Genomic DNA, 15,636 nt, shown 5'->3' with positions numbered 1-15,636 from the left:
CGTCCGGCTTCAATGGAACAGCATACATACCTAGTTGTGATGGCGGGCGGCATTGGTAGCCGCTTCTGGCCTTTCAGCCGCACTCATCATCCCAAGCAGTTTCATGATGTACTAGGGCTAGGGCGCTCTATGCTTCAGCTTACCGTTGATAGATTTAAAGGCATCTGCCCCGCCGAAAACGTGTTTGTGGTAACCAACCGCGACTACACGGAGCTGGTGCAGCAACACCTGCCCGACTTGCCGGCGGATCAGATCCTGGGCGAGCCTATTGGCCGCAACACGGCTCCATGCATTGCCTACGCCAGCTACCGTATTGCCCAGCGCGACCCGGAGGCCGTGATTGTGGTGACTCCTTCTGACCATGCTGTCATGCACGAGGAGAATTTCCGCGAGGCCATCCGGACGGCCATTGACGGTGCCCGCACCCATAACGTGCTCATTACCTTGGGTATTCAGCCCTCCCGCCCCGATACTGGCTACGGCTACATTCAGTTTATTGATGCTGAAGTGCGCCCGCAGGACGTGAAAACGGCTCCCGGTCACGAGGATGGCGTGTTCCCCAGTGGCCTGCGCAAGGTGAAGACCTTCACCGAAAAACCGAATCTGGAACTGGCCAAGATGTTCGTGTCAAGCGGCGAGTTTCTCTGGAACTCGGGCCTGTTTGTGTGGCGTGCCGATGCCATTATCCAAGCCTTTCATCACTACCTCAGTGATATTGCCGAAGTGTTCGACGAAGGCAAGCATGAGCTGGGGACTGACCACGAAGAGCGCTTCATCACCAAGGCGTACACCCGATGCCGCAACATCAGCATTGATTATGGCGTGATGGAAAAGGCCGACAACGTGTATGTGCTGCCCGCTGATTTCGGCTGGAGCGACCTGGGTACCTGGGACTCCCTGCACCGCATGGGCCAGCACGACGCTGACGAAAACGTGGTAGACGGCAACGCCCTGCTCTATGACACCAAGGAGTGCGTCATCAAAACGCCTAATGAGCGGTTGGTGGTGGTGCAGGGGCTAGAAGGCTACATCGTGGCGGAGTACGACAATGTGCTGCTCATCTGCAAGCGCACCGAGGAACAACGCGTGAAAGAGTTTGTAGCCGACGTAAAATCGAAAAAAGGAGTAGGGTATAACTAGAAGTTGTCCCTAGTACAAGAAGCAGCCGCTACAACACCAGGAGCATGTCCTGGTGTTGTAGCGGCTGCTTCTTGTACTAGGTAGTGGGTTACTGCTTAGCCAAGCGCTGGCGGAGCACTTCATACAGCATGATGCCGCTGGCCACTGAAACGTTGAGGGAACTGATCTGACCGGCCATCGGAATGCGAAGGCGGTGGTCAGCCAGCTGCAAATACTCGGGGCTGATGCCGTCTTCCTCGCTACCCATCAAAATGGCCAGAGGCGCCGTTAGGTCAACTTTTTCAGCTTCGAGGCTGGAGTCGGCCTTTTCGGTACACGCCACAATCTGCACACCGGAGTCGCGCAGGAAATTGAGCGTATCCCGCAGGTTAGGCTCCCGGCACACCGGAATCAGGTTCAGGGCACCGGCAGAAGTCTTTAGCGCGTCGCCGTTGACCTGGGCGGCTCCTCTACTAGGTACGACAATGGCATGAACCCCCAAACACTCTGCATTCCGGGCAATCGAACCGAAGTTGCGCACGTCGGTAATACGGTCCAGCACCAGCAGCAGCGGGGTTTTGCCTTCCTCATACAGCCCGGCCAGGATGTTATCGAGCGGCATGTAATCAATTGGCGACACGTAGGCTACGGCACCCTGGTGGTTTTTCTTCGTGATGCCATCCAGCTTCTCCACGGGCACCATCGATACCGGAATGCTGGCCGTTTTGGCCATCTCCAGAATGTCCTGCGTCATGGAATTTTTGGTGCCGCGCAGCAAGAAAATCTTGTCCAGGGTGCGGCCGGCATTCATGGCTTCCAGGATGGGGCGCAACCCGAAAATCATGTCGATGCTGCGGTCCTGAGCGGGCTTGTGCGGGTAGAATGGCTTGTCGGGCCGATCATGGCCCGAGCGGCCTTCATCCTCACGGGAAGCCGGCCGCCGGTTAGGTACCGGGCGGTTCTCAGAATCAAAAAATTGGCGGCGCTCAGTTAGCGGCCGGGGCGGGCGGTTCGTCCTTTTCTCCATTGCTCCACGGCGGCATACCAGAGTTGTTCGTACTCGGGGCGGCGCACCAGTTCATAGTTATTAAGTGCAAAGGTACTGGGTTTGGCGCGGAACACGAACGTGCCGCCCATGCTCTGGTCGGCGCGGTAGATCCACCGCTCCTCATTGCCCTCCCGATACACGCTTTCCGGCGGCCCTAGCACCAGATAAAGCAGGCCCCGATCGGTGAGCCAGCCCGCTTTATGGGCCGAAAAAAGTTCGTTGGCTTCCTGCACCCGGCCATAATACGTGCGGATAAGTTGCTTGGCAATGGGTTGGTTATCGGCCGCTACGGTAAGCCAAAACTGGTCTACTGCCTTTTTAGGGTCAGGCGCATCAAACAATTTTTTTCGCTCCTCGGAGGTGGTCATGTAAATCAGCGGCGCAATCAGCTCGTCGGCAGAGGTTAGCTCCGGGAAATTATTGTCTTCCACCAAAACTCCGCTCCGAAGACTGGCATTACCGGCCCGCAGCAGGTAAAGCCCGGAGCGCAACTGCAGAAAACTTCCGGCCTGAAACATAGCCGAATCCAGCGCACTCAGGGTGCGTGGCTGCGGAGGCAGCGCGCCAGGACCCGACATGGGCGGGGCCGCAGCCAGTGAGCTTAACGGGTAACGATAGGCGCGCACTGGCTCATCAAGGCCGTAGCTATCTACTCCGAAGGCTTCTCCCACGTGCACGTAGCGGCGCAGCAAGGGGTAACCAAGGGAGTCAGTAAGCACGAAGGGGCGGGACAGGTGTTCGGGAGCCAGCTGAAACCAAGCGGCATCGCCAGAAGCAGCTTCATCGGCTGGACCGGCAGCCATGCTGATCACTTGTCCTACCCGCAGTCTAGAAAGAGGCAGACAGAAATCAATGCGGGCAGCCTCCCCATCGGGGCGGAGCCGTTGGGCAAAACGGCGCACTGTATCCTGCCAAAGCGGCCGCTTCGCATCATAATCGGGCCAGGCCACCACGTGCAGCGGAAAGCCCCGCCGAATGCTGGCTCGGGTTGGAAAACGCAGGTAAATGCGGAGGCTGTCACCTTCCCGCCGAGTGTCTACCATTATGCGCCGACCAGGCCGGTACTGGCTGGCAAAGTCGCGCCGGGGAGCGGCGGTTAGGCCAAGCGCCGTGCCTAGGGAAAGCAGGAGCAGAAGTAACAAACCAGGTGTTTTCACGGCAGTACGAGCAGATGGTGGGCAGCAAGGTAGGCTTTCTACGAAAAAAGCCGGCTTCCTTTTCAGGAGCCGGCTTTTCAGAGGCCGTGAGGCCTAGTGTTTACTGCTTGTAGTACTGCTGCAACAGCCCAATGGCTTTGGAAGCCCGCTGCTGGTCGCCGATTTCCTCAGCGGCGCGGCCCACGCTGTTCAGTGTCATCAGGTAGGTCTGGAATTCCTGATCGAAGAGGCCACTGTTGTGGGTGCTGTAGTAGGCTAGCGCCCGTTCGGCCCGGCCGGTCATGGTATCCATAATCTCGTTGGCGCGCTCTTTTTCGCCTACTGCTACCAAGGCCGGAATAAATTCAGGCACGTAGTAATCGTACGGAATGGCCTTGTCGGGCATTACTTCAAAGCACTTGTCGAGTACTTGCTTGGCGCGTGCTTTGTCGCCGTTGGCGAGCAGCGTGTTGGCCAAGCGCGCAAACTTGTCGCGGTAGTTAGCCGGGAAGCGCAGGTTGTTCTCGTCGTAGAAGATATTCGGATTATTCAGCCCGCGGTAGGCGAACGTCTTCATCAGGTTGTTGTACATCAGGTCCGTTGCCACGTATCCTTCGTCACGGCTGGTGGGCTCGTAGCTGGGGTCTTTGGCGGGCAGAATACGGTAGGCCATGCCTTCCAGCTGGAAGTATGGCTGCAGCCCCATAAAGTCGCGCGAGTCAACAGTGCTAGAGAAGTATACTGGGCGCTGCCAGTTGTTGGTGGCCAGAATGTCCAGTATCACGAGGCTTTTCTTCTCGATGGCGCTCTTGCCTACTTCCCACTCCATGCGCGGCACCAGCTGCTTGCGGCGCCCGGCCGGAATGATGCCCATTTTGTCTACGGCAGCGGTATCGATAGGCAGGTAAAACTTGCGAGCCGGGAAAGAAAGCAGCGTCCGGGAACCGTCGCCATAGCTTACCTGCAGCAAGGGGCTGTTCTGCTCCACTAGCTGCATAAACTGACGAACGTCCATCTCCTTTACCGCCGGGTTTTCGGCGTAGGGCAGGTAGTCGTTGGTGCCTTGCTTGTAGTTCTCATTTTTCATCGAGATGGGCAGCGGCTGCGACTTGTAGGCGCGGCGCTTCATCTGGTCGATGTACCAGTCGGTGTTCAGGTAGCTCAATACGGCCACGCGCACGTCGGTACGTACGCCTTCTACTTCTTGGGCGTACCAGAGCGGGAAGGTGTCGTTGTCGCCGTTCGTGAACAGCACCGCGTTCGGAGCCAGTGAGTTCAGCAGGTTTTTGGCTGAATCAACGGAGTTGTAGCGGTCGGAGCGGTCATGGTCATCCCAGCCCTGCGCCACCATGATTCCGGGCACTACGAGGCCTAGCAGCGTTACCACGCCAGCCCGCGCCGTTTCTGATTTCACAACTGCCTGCAGCAACTCCGCCAAGGCCAGCACGCCAAGGCCAATCCAGATGGCAAAGGCAAAGGTGGCGCCGGCAAAGGTGTAATCCCGCTCGCGGGGTTCAATAGGTGGCTGGTTAAGATAAATGACGATGGCTAGGCCTGTGAACAGGAACAGCAGGCCTACAATGAAGGCGTTGCGACCGTCGCGGCGCACATGGTAGAAAAAGCCCAGCAGACCCAGAATAAGCGGCAACGCAAAGAAGGCGTTGCGGGCGGGGCTGTCGGCGATACGCTCAGGCAAACCGGCTCCGGCGTGGCTTCCCCACAGAATACCGGCTTGCTGTATGTCACTTTCACGGCCCACGTAGTTCCACATGAAGTAGCGCCAGAACATGTGACCCATCTGGTATTTGAACAGGAACGTCAGGTTTTGGCCCATGGTGGGCTTCACGCCTTCCTGAATATCAACCCACTTCTTGTAGTTGTAAAGGTGCAGCGGATCATTGCTGTACAGGCGGGGTAGCAGCATTTTGTCGCTGGCTTCATACTCTAGCACCGGGCGGTATTCAGCCACCACGTATTTATCGCCTTGGCGTACGTAGCGCGGAGCCCCTTCCGTCTGGGCAATAGGTTGGGCATTGAACTGCGGCCCATAGAGCAACGGCCGGTCGCCGTACTGTTCACGCTTCAGGTAGCTCACGAAGGACAGGACATCCTCCGGCGCGTTTTCGTTGATGGTAGGGTGGTAGCTGCTGCGGATCGGGACGATGAGGTAAGACGAGTATCCTATCAGGATAAACACGAAGCTCAGCATCACGGTGTTCAGCAGGCGGCTGCGGCGCTTGAACGACTGGCGAAAGCCAAACCAGATCAGGGCCACGAACAGCACCAGGAAAATCACTAGGCCTGAGCTGAAGGGCAACCCAAACGTATTGACGAAGAACACCTCAAAGGCGCCGGCCAGCGTGGGCAGGCCCGGAATAATGCCGGCCAGAATCAGGCCCACAATTACGCCGCTCACTACTAGGGTAATAAAGCCACCCAAGGTGGTAGGGTTCTGGCTGCGGCGGTAGTAGTAGATAAAGCCTAGGGCCGGAATTGCCAGCAAGTTCAGCAAGTGAACCCCTATGCTGAGGCCGATAACATAGGCAATGAGCACCAGCCACCGGTCAGAGTCGGCCTCGTGGGCGCGGTTGTCCCACTTCAGCATCAGCCATACCACAGCCGCCGTGCACAACGACGACATAGCGTACACCTCAGCTTCCACGGCATTAAACCAAAACGAGTCAGAGAAGGCGTAGGCCAGGGCTCCAACGGCGCCAGCACCTAGTATCAGCAAGGTTTGGCCGGAGGTGGGCTCGAAGCCGCGCTCATCAAACTGCGTAGGACGGTTCAGCACCATCTTCTTCGCGAGCATGGTAATGATCCAGAACAGGAACAGTACTGTGAAGGAAGAACTCAGGGCTGAGAGCATGTTTACCAGCACCGATACCTTGGTAACGTCGCCGAAGGAAAACAGCGAGAACAGGCGGCCCAGCAGCAGGAACGTAGGGGCTCCGGGAGGGTGCGGAACCAGCAACTTGTATGAGCAGGCGATAAACTCGCCGCAGTCCCAGAACGACGCTGTGGGCTCCAGCGTGAGCATGTACGTAATGGTGGCAATGGCAAATACCAGCCAGCCCACTAGATTATTCAGGCTTTTGTAACTCCGCATAGGTAGGTAAAAGAGACCGGAAAGAACCGATCCACGGCTGAACGACGGGGGTAAGGTCCGAAATAGAATCAGTGAAAGACCAAAAGTAGAGAATAAGTAGCGAGAGGCGTGAACGAGGTTGCGTGCACGAAGCCAGTTTTTACTCTTAATTCCGATAAGGCACAAAAAAAGCAGCCCGGTTTCAGGCTGCTTTTTTTGTGCTAATAGAAACGCTAGCTAGTTCTGCAGCATCAAGCGCTTCGTAGAAAGCACCTTGTCGTTCTGCACGAGGCTGTAGAAATACATACCCGCCGGCAAATCAGAAAGGTTAAGGCTCATGCCGCCGTCGGCCGCCTCGGGGCGCAGCAGTACGGTGCGCACCTCACGGCCAATGATATTGCTCAAACGAAGCTTGTAGTCGGCCCAGGGAAGCTTTTGCGCCACCGATACCGTGATAAGACCCCGCGAAGGATTTGGATATACCGACAACGAAGGCGAAAGCGCTTTAGCCGCTACCGAGGCGCTAGCCGGAGTGGCCTGAGCGGTGTGCCAAGGGGCGGGCGTTTTGGCACGTACTGCCAACGGATGGAAGCGGTGACCGGTGTTGCCTGAGCGCATCGTGACCGAGGCCGCCAACATAGGCAGCTGCCAGAGCACTAGCAGCAACACGGGGAAAAAGCGAGTAGAAATTTTCATGGCATTCAGTCAGTATCAAAACGCAACGGCCTAGGCCCGCGCTGAAGTCAAAGTGTAAAATTATGCCCGGCCGGGACAAAGAGACAGTCCAAGGGGGCGTCTGGCACTTAAGGCAAGTACCGTGCCTTGGAATTTCAGAGTCATTGCCAGCCAGATGCTACTTTAGAACCAATAGTTGCATCTGGGTTTAATCAAATGTACGACAAATCATCGTAAATAGTTGAATCATAATATAATAACAGCCATATACATGGGCTGTTTAACCTGTTTTAGCAGTAAACCAGGCGAAAAGCTAAAATCATATACACACGGTTGGCTATTTTTCAGAGCTAGTATCTGTTCTGGGGTTCACCGGATTTTTATAGGTAGCGAATTTCCTTTAAATCGAAGTAGCGCAACTGCCCCTGTACAGCCAGCGCTAGGCGGCCTGCTTCATCAACTCCCATAATCTGGCCTCGGAGGCGCTGGTTGCCGGTTTCGTACTCATGCTCTTCCTGATACCGATACAGTACCCGCAAGTATTCCGTCCGGAGGCTGCCAATGCGGCCAGCGCGCAGCTGCAGGTAGCGGCGCTCTAGGCTTTCGAGCAGCCGGGCAGCTAGTAGCGGCAAATGGTACGCTCGGTTAGTTAAACATGCCAGCGAAGTGGCCGTAACAACGTCAAATTCACGTTGATTAATATTTATCCCTATTCCAACCACGCTATGCTGAATCTTCGAGCCACTAAGTGTGTTCTCAATCAGAATACCTCCTAGCTTTTGACTCCCGAAAAGCAAATCGTTCGGCCACTTGACGCGCAGCGCCGGGTCGGGGCCGAGCAAGGAGCTTAGCCAATCGTGCACAGCTAGTGCCACGGCTTGGCTAAGCAAAAACTGGTCGGCAGCGGGCAAAAAGCCCGGGTGCCACACCACCGACAGCGTCAGGTTTTCGCCAGGCGCTGCTTCCCACTGGTTGCCACGTTGGCCCCGGCCGGCGGTCTGTTTGTCGGTAATGACGCAGCAGCCATCCGTGGCCCGGTTTTGGCCTGCCAGTAGCTGTGCCTCAGTGTTTGTTGAGGCGCATTCGGGCAACCAGACAAGCTGTTGGCCCGTGAAGAGAGTTTGGGGGGATATAGCGTCCACCTGATTTTCGTACTTTGTGACGTTCAAACCTAATAATACCCCATGAAAAGTACCCTGGTTCGGCAGGATTCGGACAAGTTGGCAGATGTAGTAGTACGCGGCATGCAAGAGAAGAAAGCAGCCGATATCGTGGTGCTTAATCTAAAAGACCTTAAAAATGCCGTAGCCGATTATTTTATAATCTGCTCGGCTTCTTCAGATACTCAAATTGACGCTATTGCCCGCTCCGTAGAGGAGGAAGTAGAAAAGCTTACCGGTCAGAACCCTTGGCAAACCGAAGGGCGCATGAATCGCGAGTGGGTGCTTCTCGACTACGTGGACGTAGTGGTGCACGTGTTTCTGCGCGACCGTCGGCAGTTCTATGCCTTGGAAGAACTGTGGGGCGATGCGGACATTACGTATGTAGAAGAAGAAACGTCGGCAGCGGTAAAGTAAAACCACGCCAACTGCGTCTTCCAGAATGCGGGCGGGCGCGCCAACAAACGCACGGTTGGCGTGTTCCGCCTTTGTTTTTGTCTTAGCAAACTCAATACATGTCTGATACAACGCCCAAAAAGAAAAAAAATATGCTGCCTACCCCCGCACCGCGGCCGGGTATGCAGCTCTGGGTGCTGACGGGACTAGTGGTGCTCATCCTCGGGATGGTGTACTTGTCTCAAAGCAATCCGCTGGTTGAAATCAAGCAGCGTGACTTCGAACAAATGCTGGTGGCCGGCGACGTTGCAGATGTAACGCTGAAGAACGACCGGCATGTGGAGGTTACCCTAAAGCCTGCTTCCATCAAGAAGCCGGAATATGCCAAGCGCCTCGTTCGTCGGGGCCCGCTCACGGCTACCGGAGGGGCTGGTCCGCAGTTCAACTTCCGGGTAGTCGATGGTAAAACCTTTAAGGAAGATTTCGACAAAATTCAGGCTACCCTGCCCGCTGACCGGCAGGTAGGCCTGAAAATCACGGAGGACCGGGGCTACGGTGACTTTATCACCACCTGGGGCTTCATGATTGTTATTTTCGTGGGCTTCTGGTTCCTGATGCGTCGCATGAGCGGAGCAGGCGGGCCCGGCGGTCAGATCTTCAACATTGGTAAGTCGCGTGCGGCGTTGTTTGAAGGCGGCGACAAAGTAAAAATCACCTTTAAGGATGTTGCCGGCCTAGAAGAAGCCAAGGAAGAGGTTCAGGAAATCGTAGAGTTTTTGAAGAACCCTTCCAAGTTCACGATACTAGGAGGTAAAATCCCGAAAGGTGCACTGCTGGTAGGTCCTCCCGGTACGGGTAAAACCCTGATGGCGAAAGCTGTAGCGGGTGAGGCCGATGTGCCGTTCTTCTCGCTTTCGGGCTCCGATTTCGTGGAGATGTTCGTGGGCGTAGGTGCGGCCCGGGTACGTGACTTGTTTAAGCAAGCCAAAGCCAAGGCGCCCTGCATCATCTTTATTGATGAGATTGATGCCATTGGACGGAGCCGCTCACGCGGTAACATGCCCGGCGGCAACGACGAGCGCGAAAACACGCTGAACTCCCTGCTAGTAGAAATGGATGGTTTCGGTACCGACTCCGGGGTTATTATCCTGGCCGCTACCAACCGTCCCGATACACTAGACTCGGCTTTGCTGCGCCCTGGCCGTTTCGACCGCCAGATCAGCATTGATAAGCCCGACATCAATGGCCGCACCCAGATCTTCAATGTACACCTGAAGCCCCTGACCTTGGGCCCCGATGTAGAAGCGAAGAAGCTGGCGGCGCAAACACCTGGTTTTGCTGGTGCTGAAATTGCCAACGTCTGCAACGAAGCTGCCCTGATTGCCGCGCGCCGCGACAAGAAGATGGTAACGATGCAGGACTTCACTGATGCCGTTGACCGCGTAATTGGTGGCCTGGAGAAGAAAAACAAAATCATCAGCCCCGGTGAGAAAAAGGTAGTAGCGTACCACGAAGCTGGCCACGCCATTGCGGGCTGGTTCCTCGAGCACGCTGATCCGTTGGTGAAGGTGAGCATTGTGCCCCGCGGTGTAGCCGCACTGGGGTACGCGCAGTACCTGCCCCGTGAGCAGTTCCTCTATAACACCGAGCAGCTCATGGACGAAATGTGCATGACGCTGGGTGGCCGGGCCGCCGAGGAAATTGTGTTCAACAAGATTTCCACTGGTGCTCTTTCTGACCTGGAGCGCATCACGAAAACGGCCTATAGCATCGTGACGATGTACGGCATGAACGCCAAGCTCGGCAACGTATCGTTCTACGACTCGAAAGGGCAGAACGAGTATGGGTTCAGCAAGCCGTATTCGGAAGCTACTTCGCAGATGATTGACGAAGAAGTTCGCACGATTATCGAGCAGGCCTACATCCGGACCAAAGAACTGCTGACCGAGCGTCGGCATGAACTAGAGGTAGTGGCGAAAGAGCTGCTGGAGAAAGAAATCCTGCTGCAGGATGACTTGGTTCGTTTGGTTGGTCCTCGTCCTTTCGACAGCCAGACTACTTATCAGGCGCACATGGCCGGCACCGATCGCAGCGAAACGCTTAGCGAGCGGAAGCAGGAGCACCCCGGTGTTCCGCTGGGCAACGACCTGCCCGACTTGAACCTGCCTGGCCTAAACAATGACCAGAACGGCACTCCTGGTTCTACCACCGAGCCGAGCGGCAACGCCGTCAGCCCGGTGTAACCAGAAAGTTGTACGTGAAAAAGCCAGCCCGAAAGGGCTGGCTTTTTTTGTGTGTTGGTTGTGGGCCGGGGACTACTCAAGGCCTTTTATATTCACGTACTGCTTCTGGTTGCGGCGCCCCACGCGGCCGATGCTGCGCTCAAAATCTTTGGGGTCGTTGATCGTTTTGTAAAACTCGTCTAAGAACCGAGTGGCGAACGTTTTCTCTTCCTCACTGATGTATGGGCACTTGAGGTATACGTTGTAAAAAGCGGTATGATGGGCATTGAAAAGGGTGCGGGTTTCGGCGTATATCTCCTCTGGAAAGCTGTAGCCCCGGAAGAGCCGCTGCCGCACCGATGTAATGCCTAACTGCTGCGGCGGAACGGCATACGGCGTCATCACCAGGCCCGAGTAATCGAAATCATACGGAACCGGGTAGGAGGGGGCATTCTTGTCCAGAGAAAGCAGCCGGATGTTGTGCCGGTAGGGCACCGACCAATCGGTGTTGCCAATCATGAATTGAAAGAAAGCCAGCATAGCCATCGTCTTCTGATGGGTGTGCTGCATGCCAATAGCGAGTGGTTTCGGAACGATGGTGGCGTTGTTGCGCTGAGCGAGGCTAGTAGCTTCTTCCAGCAGAAAGGCGTGATGGACCGAGGGTTTGCGCTTGTTGTTGCTGTCCTGATACGTGACCCGGCACAAACGGGCGCGGAAGCTCATGTTGGTCAGGAGGTTGTAGAGCTTGTATACTAGGTACTCGCGCACCACAAAGTGGTCGGCCTGGCAGTGCGTGGTGAGTTTCAGCTCCTTTACCTTTCCGAAGGGCGTAGCCTCGACTTCGGCCTGCGGAAACCGGATAAGCAGGGGCGGAAAGTCGCAAACCGTGGGGTCTTTGCGCCTGTTGCCGCGCACCCTGACTTGCACAATCAGTGCCCTGGAGTGGCCGGCTGCATCCTGATACAGAAGGGTGGCCGCATGCAGGGTTGGCGTGGGGCCTCGGTCTTTCAGAATGGCTTCCAGTGGCAGCAGCAGCGTAAAGGGTAGCGCTTCATCTGAGGTGAAAAGAGGGTTCTCGTAGGGGTTCGCCTGAAGTTGGAGGCTAGTACCGTACGCGCGTTCCGGGCCAGCCAGCGCCAGCCGGGGGTGCTGCCAAAGTAGCCAGCTTACACTGACTGCTAGGTAAAGCAGTGAAAACATGACTTTGGGAATGAAGCAGACCTAGTAGTCTGCCTACCTGAAAAGCAACCAGCAGCAGCAGCACGTACTCAGTTTCTCCGCCTTCTCGGGGCGCGAGGGCAAGTTCCTAGCGTTTCAATAAGTTCTGCATCACCTGGCCTTGGCCTTGCTCGAAGGGAAAGCCTAGCAAATACGCCACCGTCGAGGGAATATCGACCAGTGTGTGTTGTTCTGTGAGAGTCCGGCCTACCCTAAAATCGGGACCTAGGGCCAGCAGACTGATGTGGCGGCAGCCTTCGCAGTTGTCGCCGTGGTCGACATAGCCCGTGCCGATGCCGTTGAGGTGGCGCCCGTGGTCGTTGGTGATAAGCAGGGTGGTATTGTTGCGGTACGTTTTACTAGCCCTTAGAAAGTTGTAAACCTGCCACACGTACCGGTCGTCGCGGGCAATGCCGCGCAGGTAATAGGGCCAGTTGGCCGCGTGGGCGTAGCCGTCGGGCTCCATAAAATTGATGAGCACCAGGTTGGGCTTGTGCTCCGTGAGAATGCGCTTGGCCGCTACCAGCGTCAGTGAGTCGGCACGGTAGCCGCTGCCGGGGCCGCTTATGCCACAGTCTATGGAGGGCTGATACTGATCTTTCCACTCCGGGTTTTGGGTGTTAGCCAGAATATGCAGCTTGTCTTTGCTGGTGATAAGCCAGGCTGCCGTGGCGGGCTTGCCGGTGGCTTTGCGCCAGATCTGAAAAATGGAAGGCTGCTGCGGCAGCTCTGCCTCAAAGTTATCGATGGGCTGGTTGATGCCCGTGGTAATGGCCGTGTGCCCGGAGTTGGTATAGGTAAAACCGTTGTTGAAGAACTGGGAGAAAAACGCGCCTTTGGGCCGCAGCCGGGTGGCCATATTCGGAATTAGGGTGGTGCTGTCCCAGGTTTCCGAATACCGCGGGCCATCAATCACTACAATGATAACGTTGCGGGTTTTAAGACGTTTTTTAGCTGGCTCAGGCGGGCCGGGTGCAAACGAAAACAGCAAAAGCAACCACACCCCCCAGGCATATTTCAGCCTACCCATGCCCACCCACAGGTGGCGCTGATACCAACGGCTCACTGAAAAATTCATGCGGCTGGAAGGAATGGAAAGCGGGGCTTGCTTTCAACGCACTAGGGTAGCAACTTGGCTAAAGGCAAGCGGCTTCGAAATCCATATATAAGATAACGAATATTTTTTTGACCTGCTACTCCCCGCATGGTGCGTGGCCCTACTCTGTTACCTTTGCTGTATGTCTCAGAACTCCCGTGATATAATTCTGCGCCGCATTCGCGAGGCATTGCAGCAACCCGCGGAGCAACCGGCCCGGCCCGATTTCACGTCGCCCTTGCATCCGCGCCCAGCCGCCACCGATGATCTGGCGGTAGCGTTTGCCCAGAGCTTTGTGCGGGTAGGCGGCGTGTTTTACTACTGCGAGTCGGTGGAGCACTTCTATGATCAGCTGTTTACCTACAAAAAGGAGAAAGCGCTGGAGCACCTGTATGTGTGGGAGCCCGAGCTGAAAAAGCTGCTGCACGATGGCAACATTGTGTTTCAGGGCGATGAAACCGACTTCCGGACCCAGGCCGATGCCGGCCTTACCAGCTGCGAGGCCCTAGTAGCTCGCACCGGCAGCGTGCTGGTGTCTGCTGGCACGGCCAGCGGCCGCCGCCTCAGCATCTACCCCGATCAGCACCTAGTGTTGGCCCGCACCTCGCAGGTAGTAACCGATATCGGCGACGCCCTGAAGCTGATGCAGCAGAAGTACGGCCCCGACAAGCTGCCCTCCATGATTTCCCTCACCACCGGGCCTAGTCGCACGGCGGATATTGAAAAAACGCTGGTGCTCGGTGCTCATGGCCCGCGCAGCATCGTGTTGTTTTTATTGGATGACGCGCCCGCCGCAACTACCTGACCTCGCGCTGCCTGCTGGCCGCCGCGTATACTTTGCTTCTGATTTTCACCTGGGCGCCCCTGATGCCGCCCGCTCTCTGGAGCGGGAGCGGCGAATTGTGCGCTGGCTGGATATGGCTGCGCAAGATGCCGCGGCTATCTACCTGCTCGGTGATATTTTCGACTTCTGGTTTGAGTATCGGCATGCTATTCCGCGCGGGTTTATCCGGCTGCAGGGCAAGTTGGCCGAGCTAACCGACGCAGGCATTCCCGTCACGTTTTTTACCGGCAACCACGATATGTGGATGTTTGACTACTTCACCAAGGAGCTCAACATCCCAATCCTGCGAAACCCAGTAAGCCAGCGCATTGGGGGGCACCAGTTCCATATTGGCCACGGCGACGGCCTCGGTCCCGGCGACCATACCTACAAGCTGCTGAAGCGCGTGTTCACCTCGCCCGTGGCCCAGTGGCTGTTTGCGCGCCTGCATCCTAACCTGGGCATTGGCATTGCCAACCGCTGGAGCCGCCACAGCCGCCTGCAGAATGGCGCTGCCGATGAGCAGTATTTCGGGGACGATGAGTGGCTGCTGACGTACTGCCGCGAGGTAGAAAAGCAGTTTCCGCACGAGTACTACGTGTTCGGGCACCGCCACTTGCCGCTCGATGTGGAGGTAGCGCCCGGTAGTCGCTACGTAAACCTCGGCGAATGGGTCAATTATTGCTCCTACGGCGTGTATGATGGGAACCAGCTGGCATTGCGGCATTTTGAGCAGGAGTAGAGGCGCACACCTACTTCTGGTTGGCGGCCTTATGCTGCTCAGCGGCCTAGGTGCCCACGGCCAGACAACCGCGCCGGCTGCCGGCTCCGTAGCGCCCGCGGCCCAGGCAGCGCCCGTGGTCACGGTGCCGATTGATACCAAACCGGCCCCTAGTGGCTGGGCGTTGGTGCGCACCATCAAGCTGGCCCAGCCCGGCCCAGCTTCCCTGGATCGGCGCGGCAACCTGTACGTGACGGATTCGCAGAACAACCTGCATCAATACGGCCCCGATGGGCAACCGCTGAACACCTACTCGCCGCCCTTGCCTGGCCACACCGCGCAGGTAGAAGCCTGGAATACGGCCAAAGTGCTGGTCTTTTACGACGACCGACAGCAGGTAATGCTGCTCGACCGGTTTCTGGCGCCCATCATCGAGCTGCGCTGGCAGGACTACCTCGATGGCCAGGCCCGAACCGTTACGCTGGCTCCCGACGACCGCTACTGGGTGCTGAATGAGTCGGACCTGACGCTGCGCCAGTTTGATGCCATCCAGAAACGCTTTACCATCACAACCCCCCTTGATTTGCTCATCGGGCGCACCCGGCCCGATTTCCGGTTTCTGCGCGAGTACCAGAACAACCTGTACCTAGTAGACCGCACCAGCGGCGTGTATGTGTTCGATAACCTGGGCAACTACCGGAAAAAGCTGCCCCTAACTGGCCTGAGCTACGTCGGATTTCGCAGCGACGAGCTGTACTACCTCGCCCCGGATGGGCTTCGATTTTTCCACCTCTACAACCTAACGGAGCGCACTGTAGCCCTGCCCATAGCCGGGGTCCAGCAAGTGCTGGTAAGCGAGCAATATGCGTATCTGTTGACGGCGGCTGGCATCCAAGTGTATAAAATGTAGCCAGTGGTAGCCGAGCCCGAAATC

At 56.7% G+C, this 15,636-nt stretch carries 13 protein-coding genes; 6 read left to right on the top strand and 7 right to left on the bottom strand.

Annotated elements, in window-relative coordinates; all coding sequences use genetic code 11:
• The first annotated feature begins 12 nt into the window (after positions 1 to 12).
• Positions 13 to 1,140, top strand: a complete 1,128-nt coding sequence (locus ACYVHC_RS06750) for a mannose-1-phosphate guanylyltransferase (protein ID WP_460612902.1) — start codon at positions 13 to 15, stop codon at positions 1,138 to 1,140.
• A gap of 88 nt (positions 1,141 to 1,228) precedes the next feature.
• Here ACYVHC_RS06750 and rlmB read toward each other — a convergent pair whose 3' ends face one another.
• The 5 genes from rlmB to ACYVHC_RS06725 form a co-directional block, all read right to left on the bottom strand.
• Positions 1,229 to 2,146: a TrmH family RNA methyltransferase gene (gene rlmB / locus ACYVHC_RS06745; RefSeq protein ID WP_460612901.1), complete on the bottom strand. Its 918-nt coding sequence runs from the start codon at positions 2,144 to 2,146 to the stop codon at positions 1,229 to 1,231.
• Entirely contained in the window at positions 2,110 to 3,309 is a 1,200-nt protein-coding gene (locus tag ACYVHC_RS06740) for a GWxTD domain-containing protein (protein WP_460612900.1), read from the bottom strand. Before ACYVHC_RS06740 ends, rlmB begins: the two co-directional genes overlap by 37 nt.
• Positions 3,310 to 3,424: 115 nt before the next feature.
• Positions 3,425 to 6,412, bottom strand: a complete 2,988-nt coding sequence (locus ACYVHC_RS06735; RefSeq protein WP_460612899.1) for a glycosyltransferase family 117 protein — start codon at positions 6,410 to 6,412, stop codon at positions 3,425 to 3,427.
• A 216-nt stretch (positions 6,413 to 6,628) separates the two neighbouring features.
• Entirely contained in the window at positions 6,629 to 7,087 is a 459-nt protein-coding gene (locus tag ACYVHC_RS06730; RefSeq protein ID WP_460612898.1) for a T9SS type A sorting domain-containing protein, read from the bottom strand.
• A 359-nt stretch (positions 7,088 to 7,446) separates the two neighbouring features.
• Positions 7,447 to 8,235: a biotin--[acetyl-CoA-carboxylase] ligase gene (locus ACYVHC_RS06725; protein ID WP_460612897.1), complete on the bottom strand. Its 789-nt coding sequence runs from the start codon at positions 8,233 to 8,235 to the stop codon at positions 7,447 to 7,449.
• A 15-nt stretch (positions 8,236 to 8,250) separates the two neighbouring features.
• On the opposite strand from ACYVHC_RS06725, the gene rsfS reads away from it, so the two are divergent.
• A complete protein-coding gene (rsfS, locus tag ACYVHC_RS06720; RefSeq protein WP_460612896.1) occupies positions 8,251 to 8,643 on the top strand; it encodes an RsfS/YbeB/iojap family protein in 393 nt (130 codons plus the stop codon).
• Between the two features lie 98 nt (positions 8,644 to 8,741).
• On the top strand, positions 8,742 to 10,865 hold the full coding sequence (gene ftsH / locus ACYVHC_RS06715; protein ID WP_460612895.1) for an ATP-dependent metallopeptidase FtsH/Yme1/Tma family protein: 2,124 nt from the start codon (positions 8,742 to 8,744) through the stop codon (positions 10,863 to 10,865).
• A 72-nt stretch (positions 10,866 to 10,937) separates the two neighbouring features.
• Here the strand turns inward: ftsH and ACYVHC_RS06710 are convergent, their stop codons facing one another.
• Positions 10,938 to 12,044 (bottom strand): hypothetical protein, encoded by a 1,107-nt coding sequence (locus ACYVHC_RS06710; RefSeq protein WP_460612894.1) that lies wholly within the window; start codon positions 12,042 to 12,044, stop codon positions 10,938 to 10,940.
• Between the two features lie 106 nt (positions 12,045 to 12,150).
• Positions 12,151 to 13,140, bottom strand: coding sequence for a sulfatase-like hydrolase/transferase (locus tag ACYVHC_RS06705; protein WP_460612893.1), 990 nt, complete (start codon positions 13,138 to 13,140; stop codon positions 12,151 to 12,153).
• 160 nt (positions 13,141 to 13,300) lie between these two features.
• On the opposite strand from ACYVHC_RS06705, the gene ACYVHC_RS06700 reads away from it, so the two are divergent.
• From ACYVHC_RS06700 to ACYVHC_RS06690, 3 genes are read left to right on the top strand one after another with little or no spacing between them, the layout of a single operon-like run.
• On the top strand, positions 13,301 to 13,963 hold the full coding sequence (locus ACYVHC_RS06700) for a LutC/YkgG family protein (protein WP_460612892.1): 663 nt from the start codon (positions 13,301 to 13,303) through the stop codon (positions 13,961 to 13,963).
• Positions 13,938 to 14,723 carry a UDP-2,3-diacylglucosamine diphosphatase gene (locus tag ACYVHC_RS06695; protein WP_460612891.1) on the top strand — a complete coding sequence of 262 codons (786 nt, stop codon included), beginning with the start codon at positions 13,938 to 13,940 and terminating at the stop codon, positions 14,721 to 14,723. The genes ACYVHC_RS06700 and ACYVHC_RS06695 overlap by 26 nt, the downstream gene beginning before the upstream one ends.
• Positions 14,724 to 14,754: 31 nt before the next feature.
• On the top strand, positions 14,755 to 15,612 hold the full coding sequence (locus tag ACYVHC_RS06690; RefSeq protein ID WP_460612890.1) for an NHL repeat-containing protein: 858 nt from the start codon (positions 14,755 to 14,757) through the stop codon (positions 15,610 to 15,612).
• The last annotated feature ends 24 nt before the right edge of the window (positions 15,613 to 15,636 follow it).

It is taken from the genome of Hymenobacter seoulensis, assembly GCF_054780535.1.
This window is presented reverse-complemented; position numbering and strand designations above follow the sequence as displayed.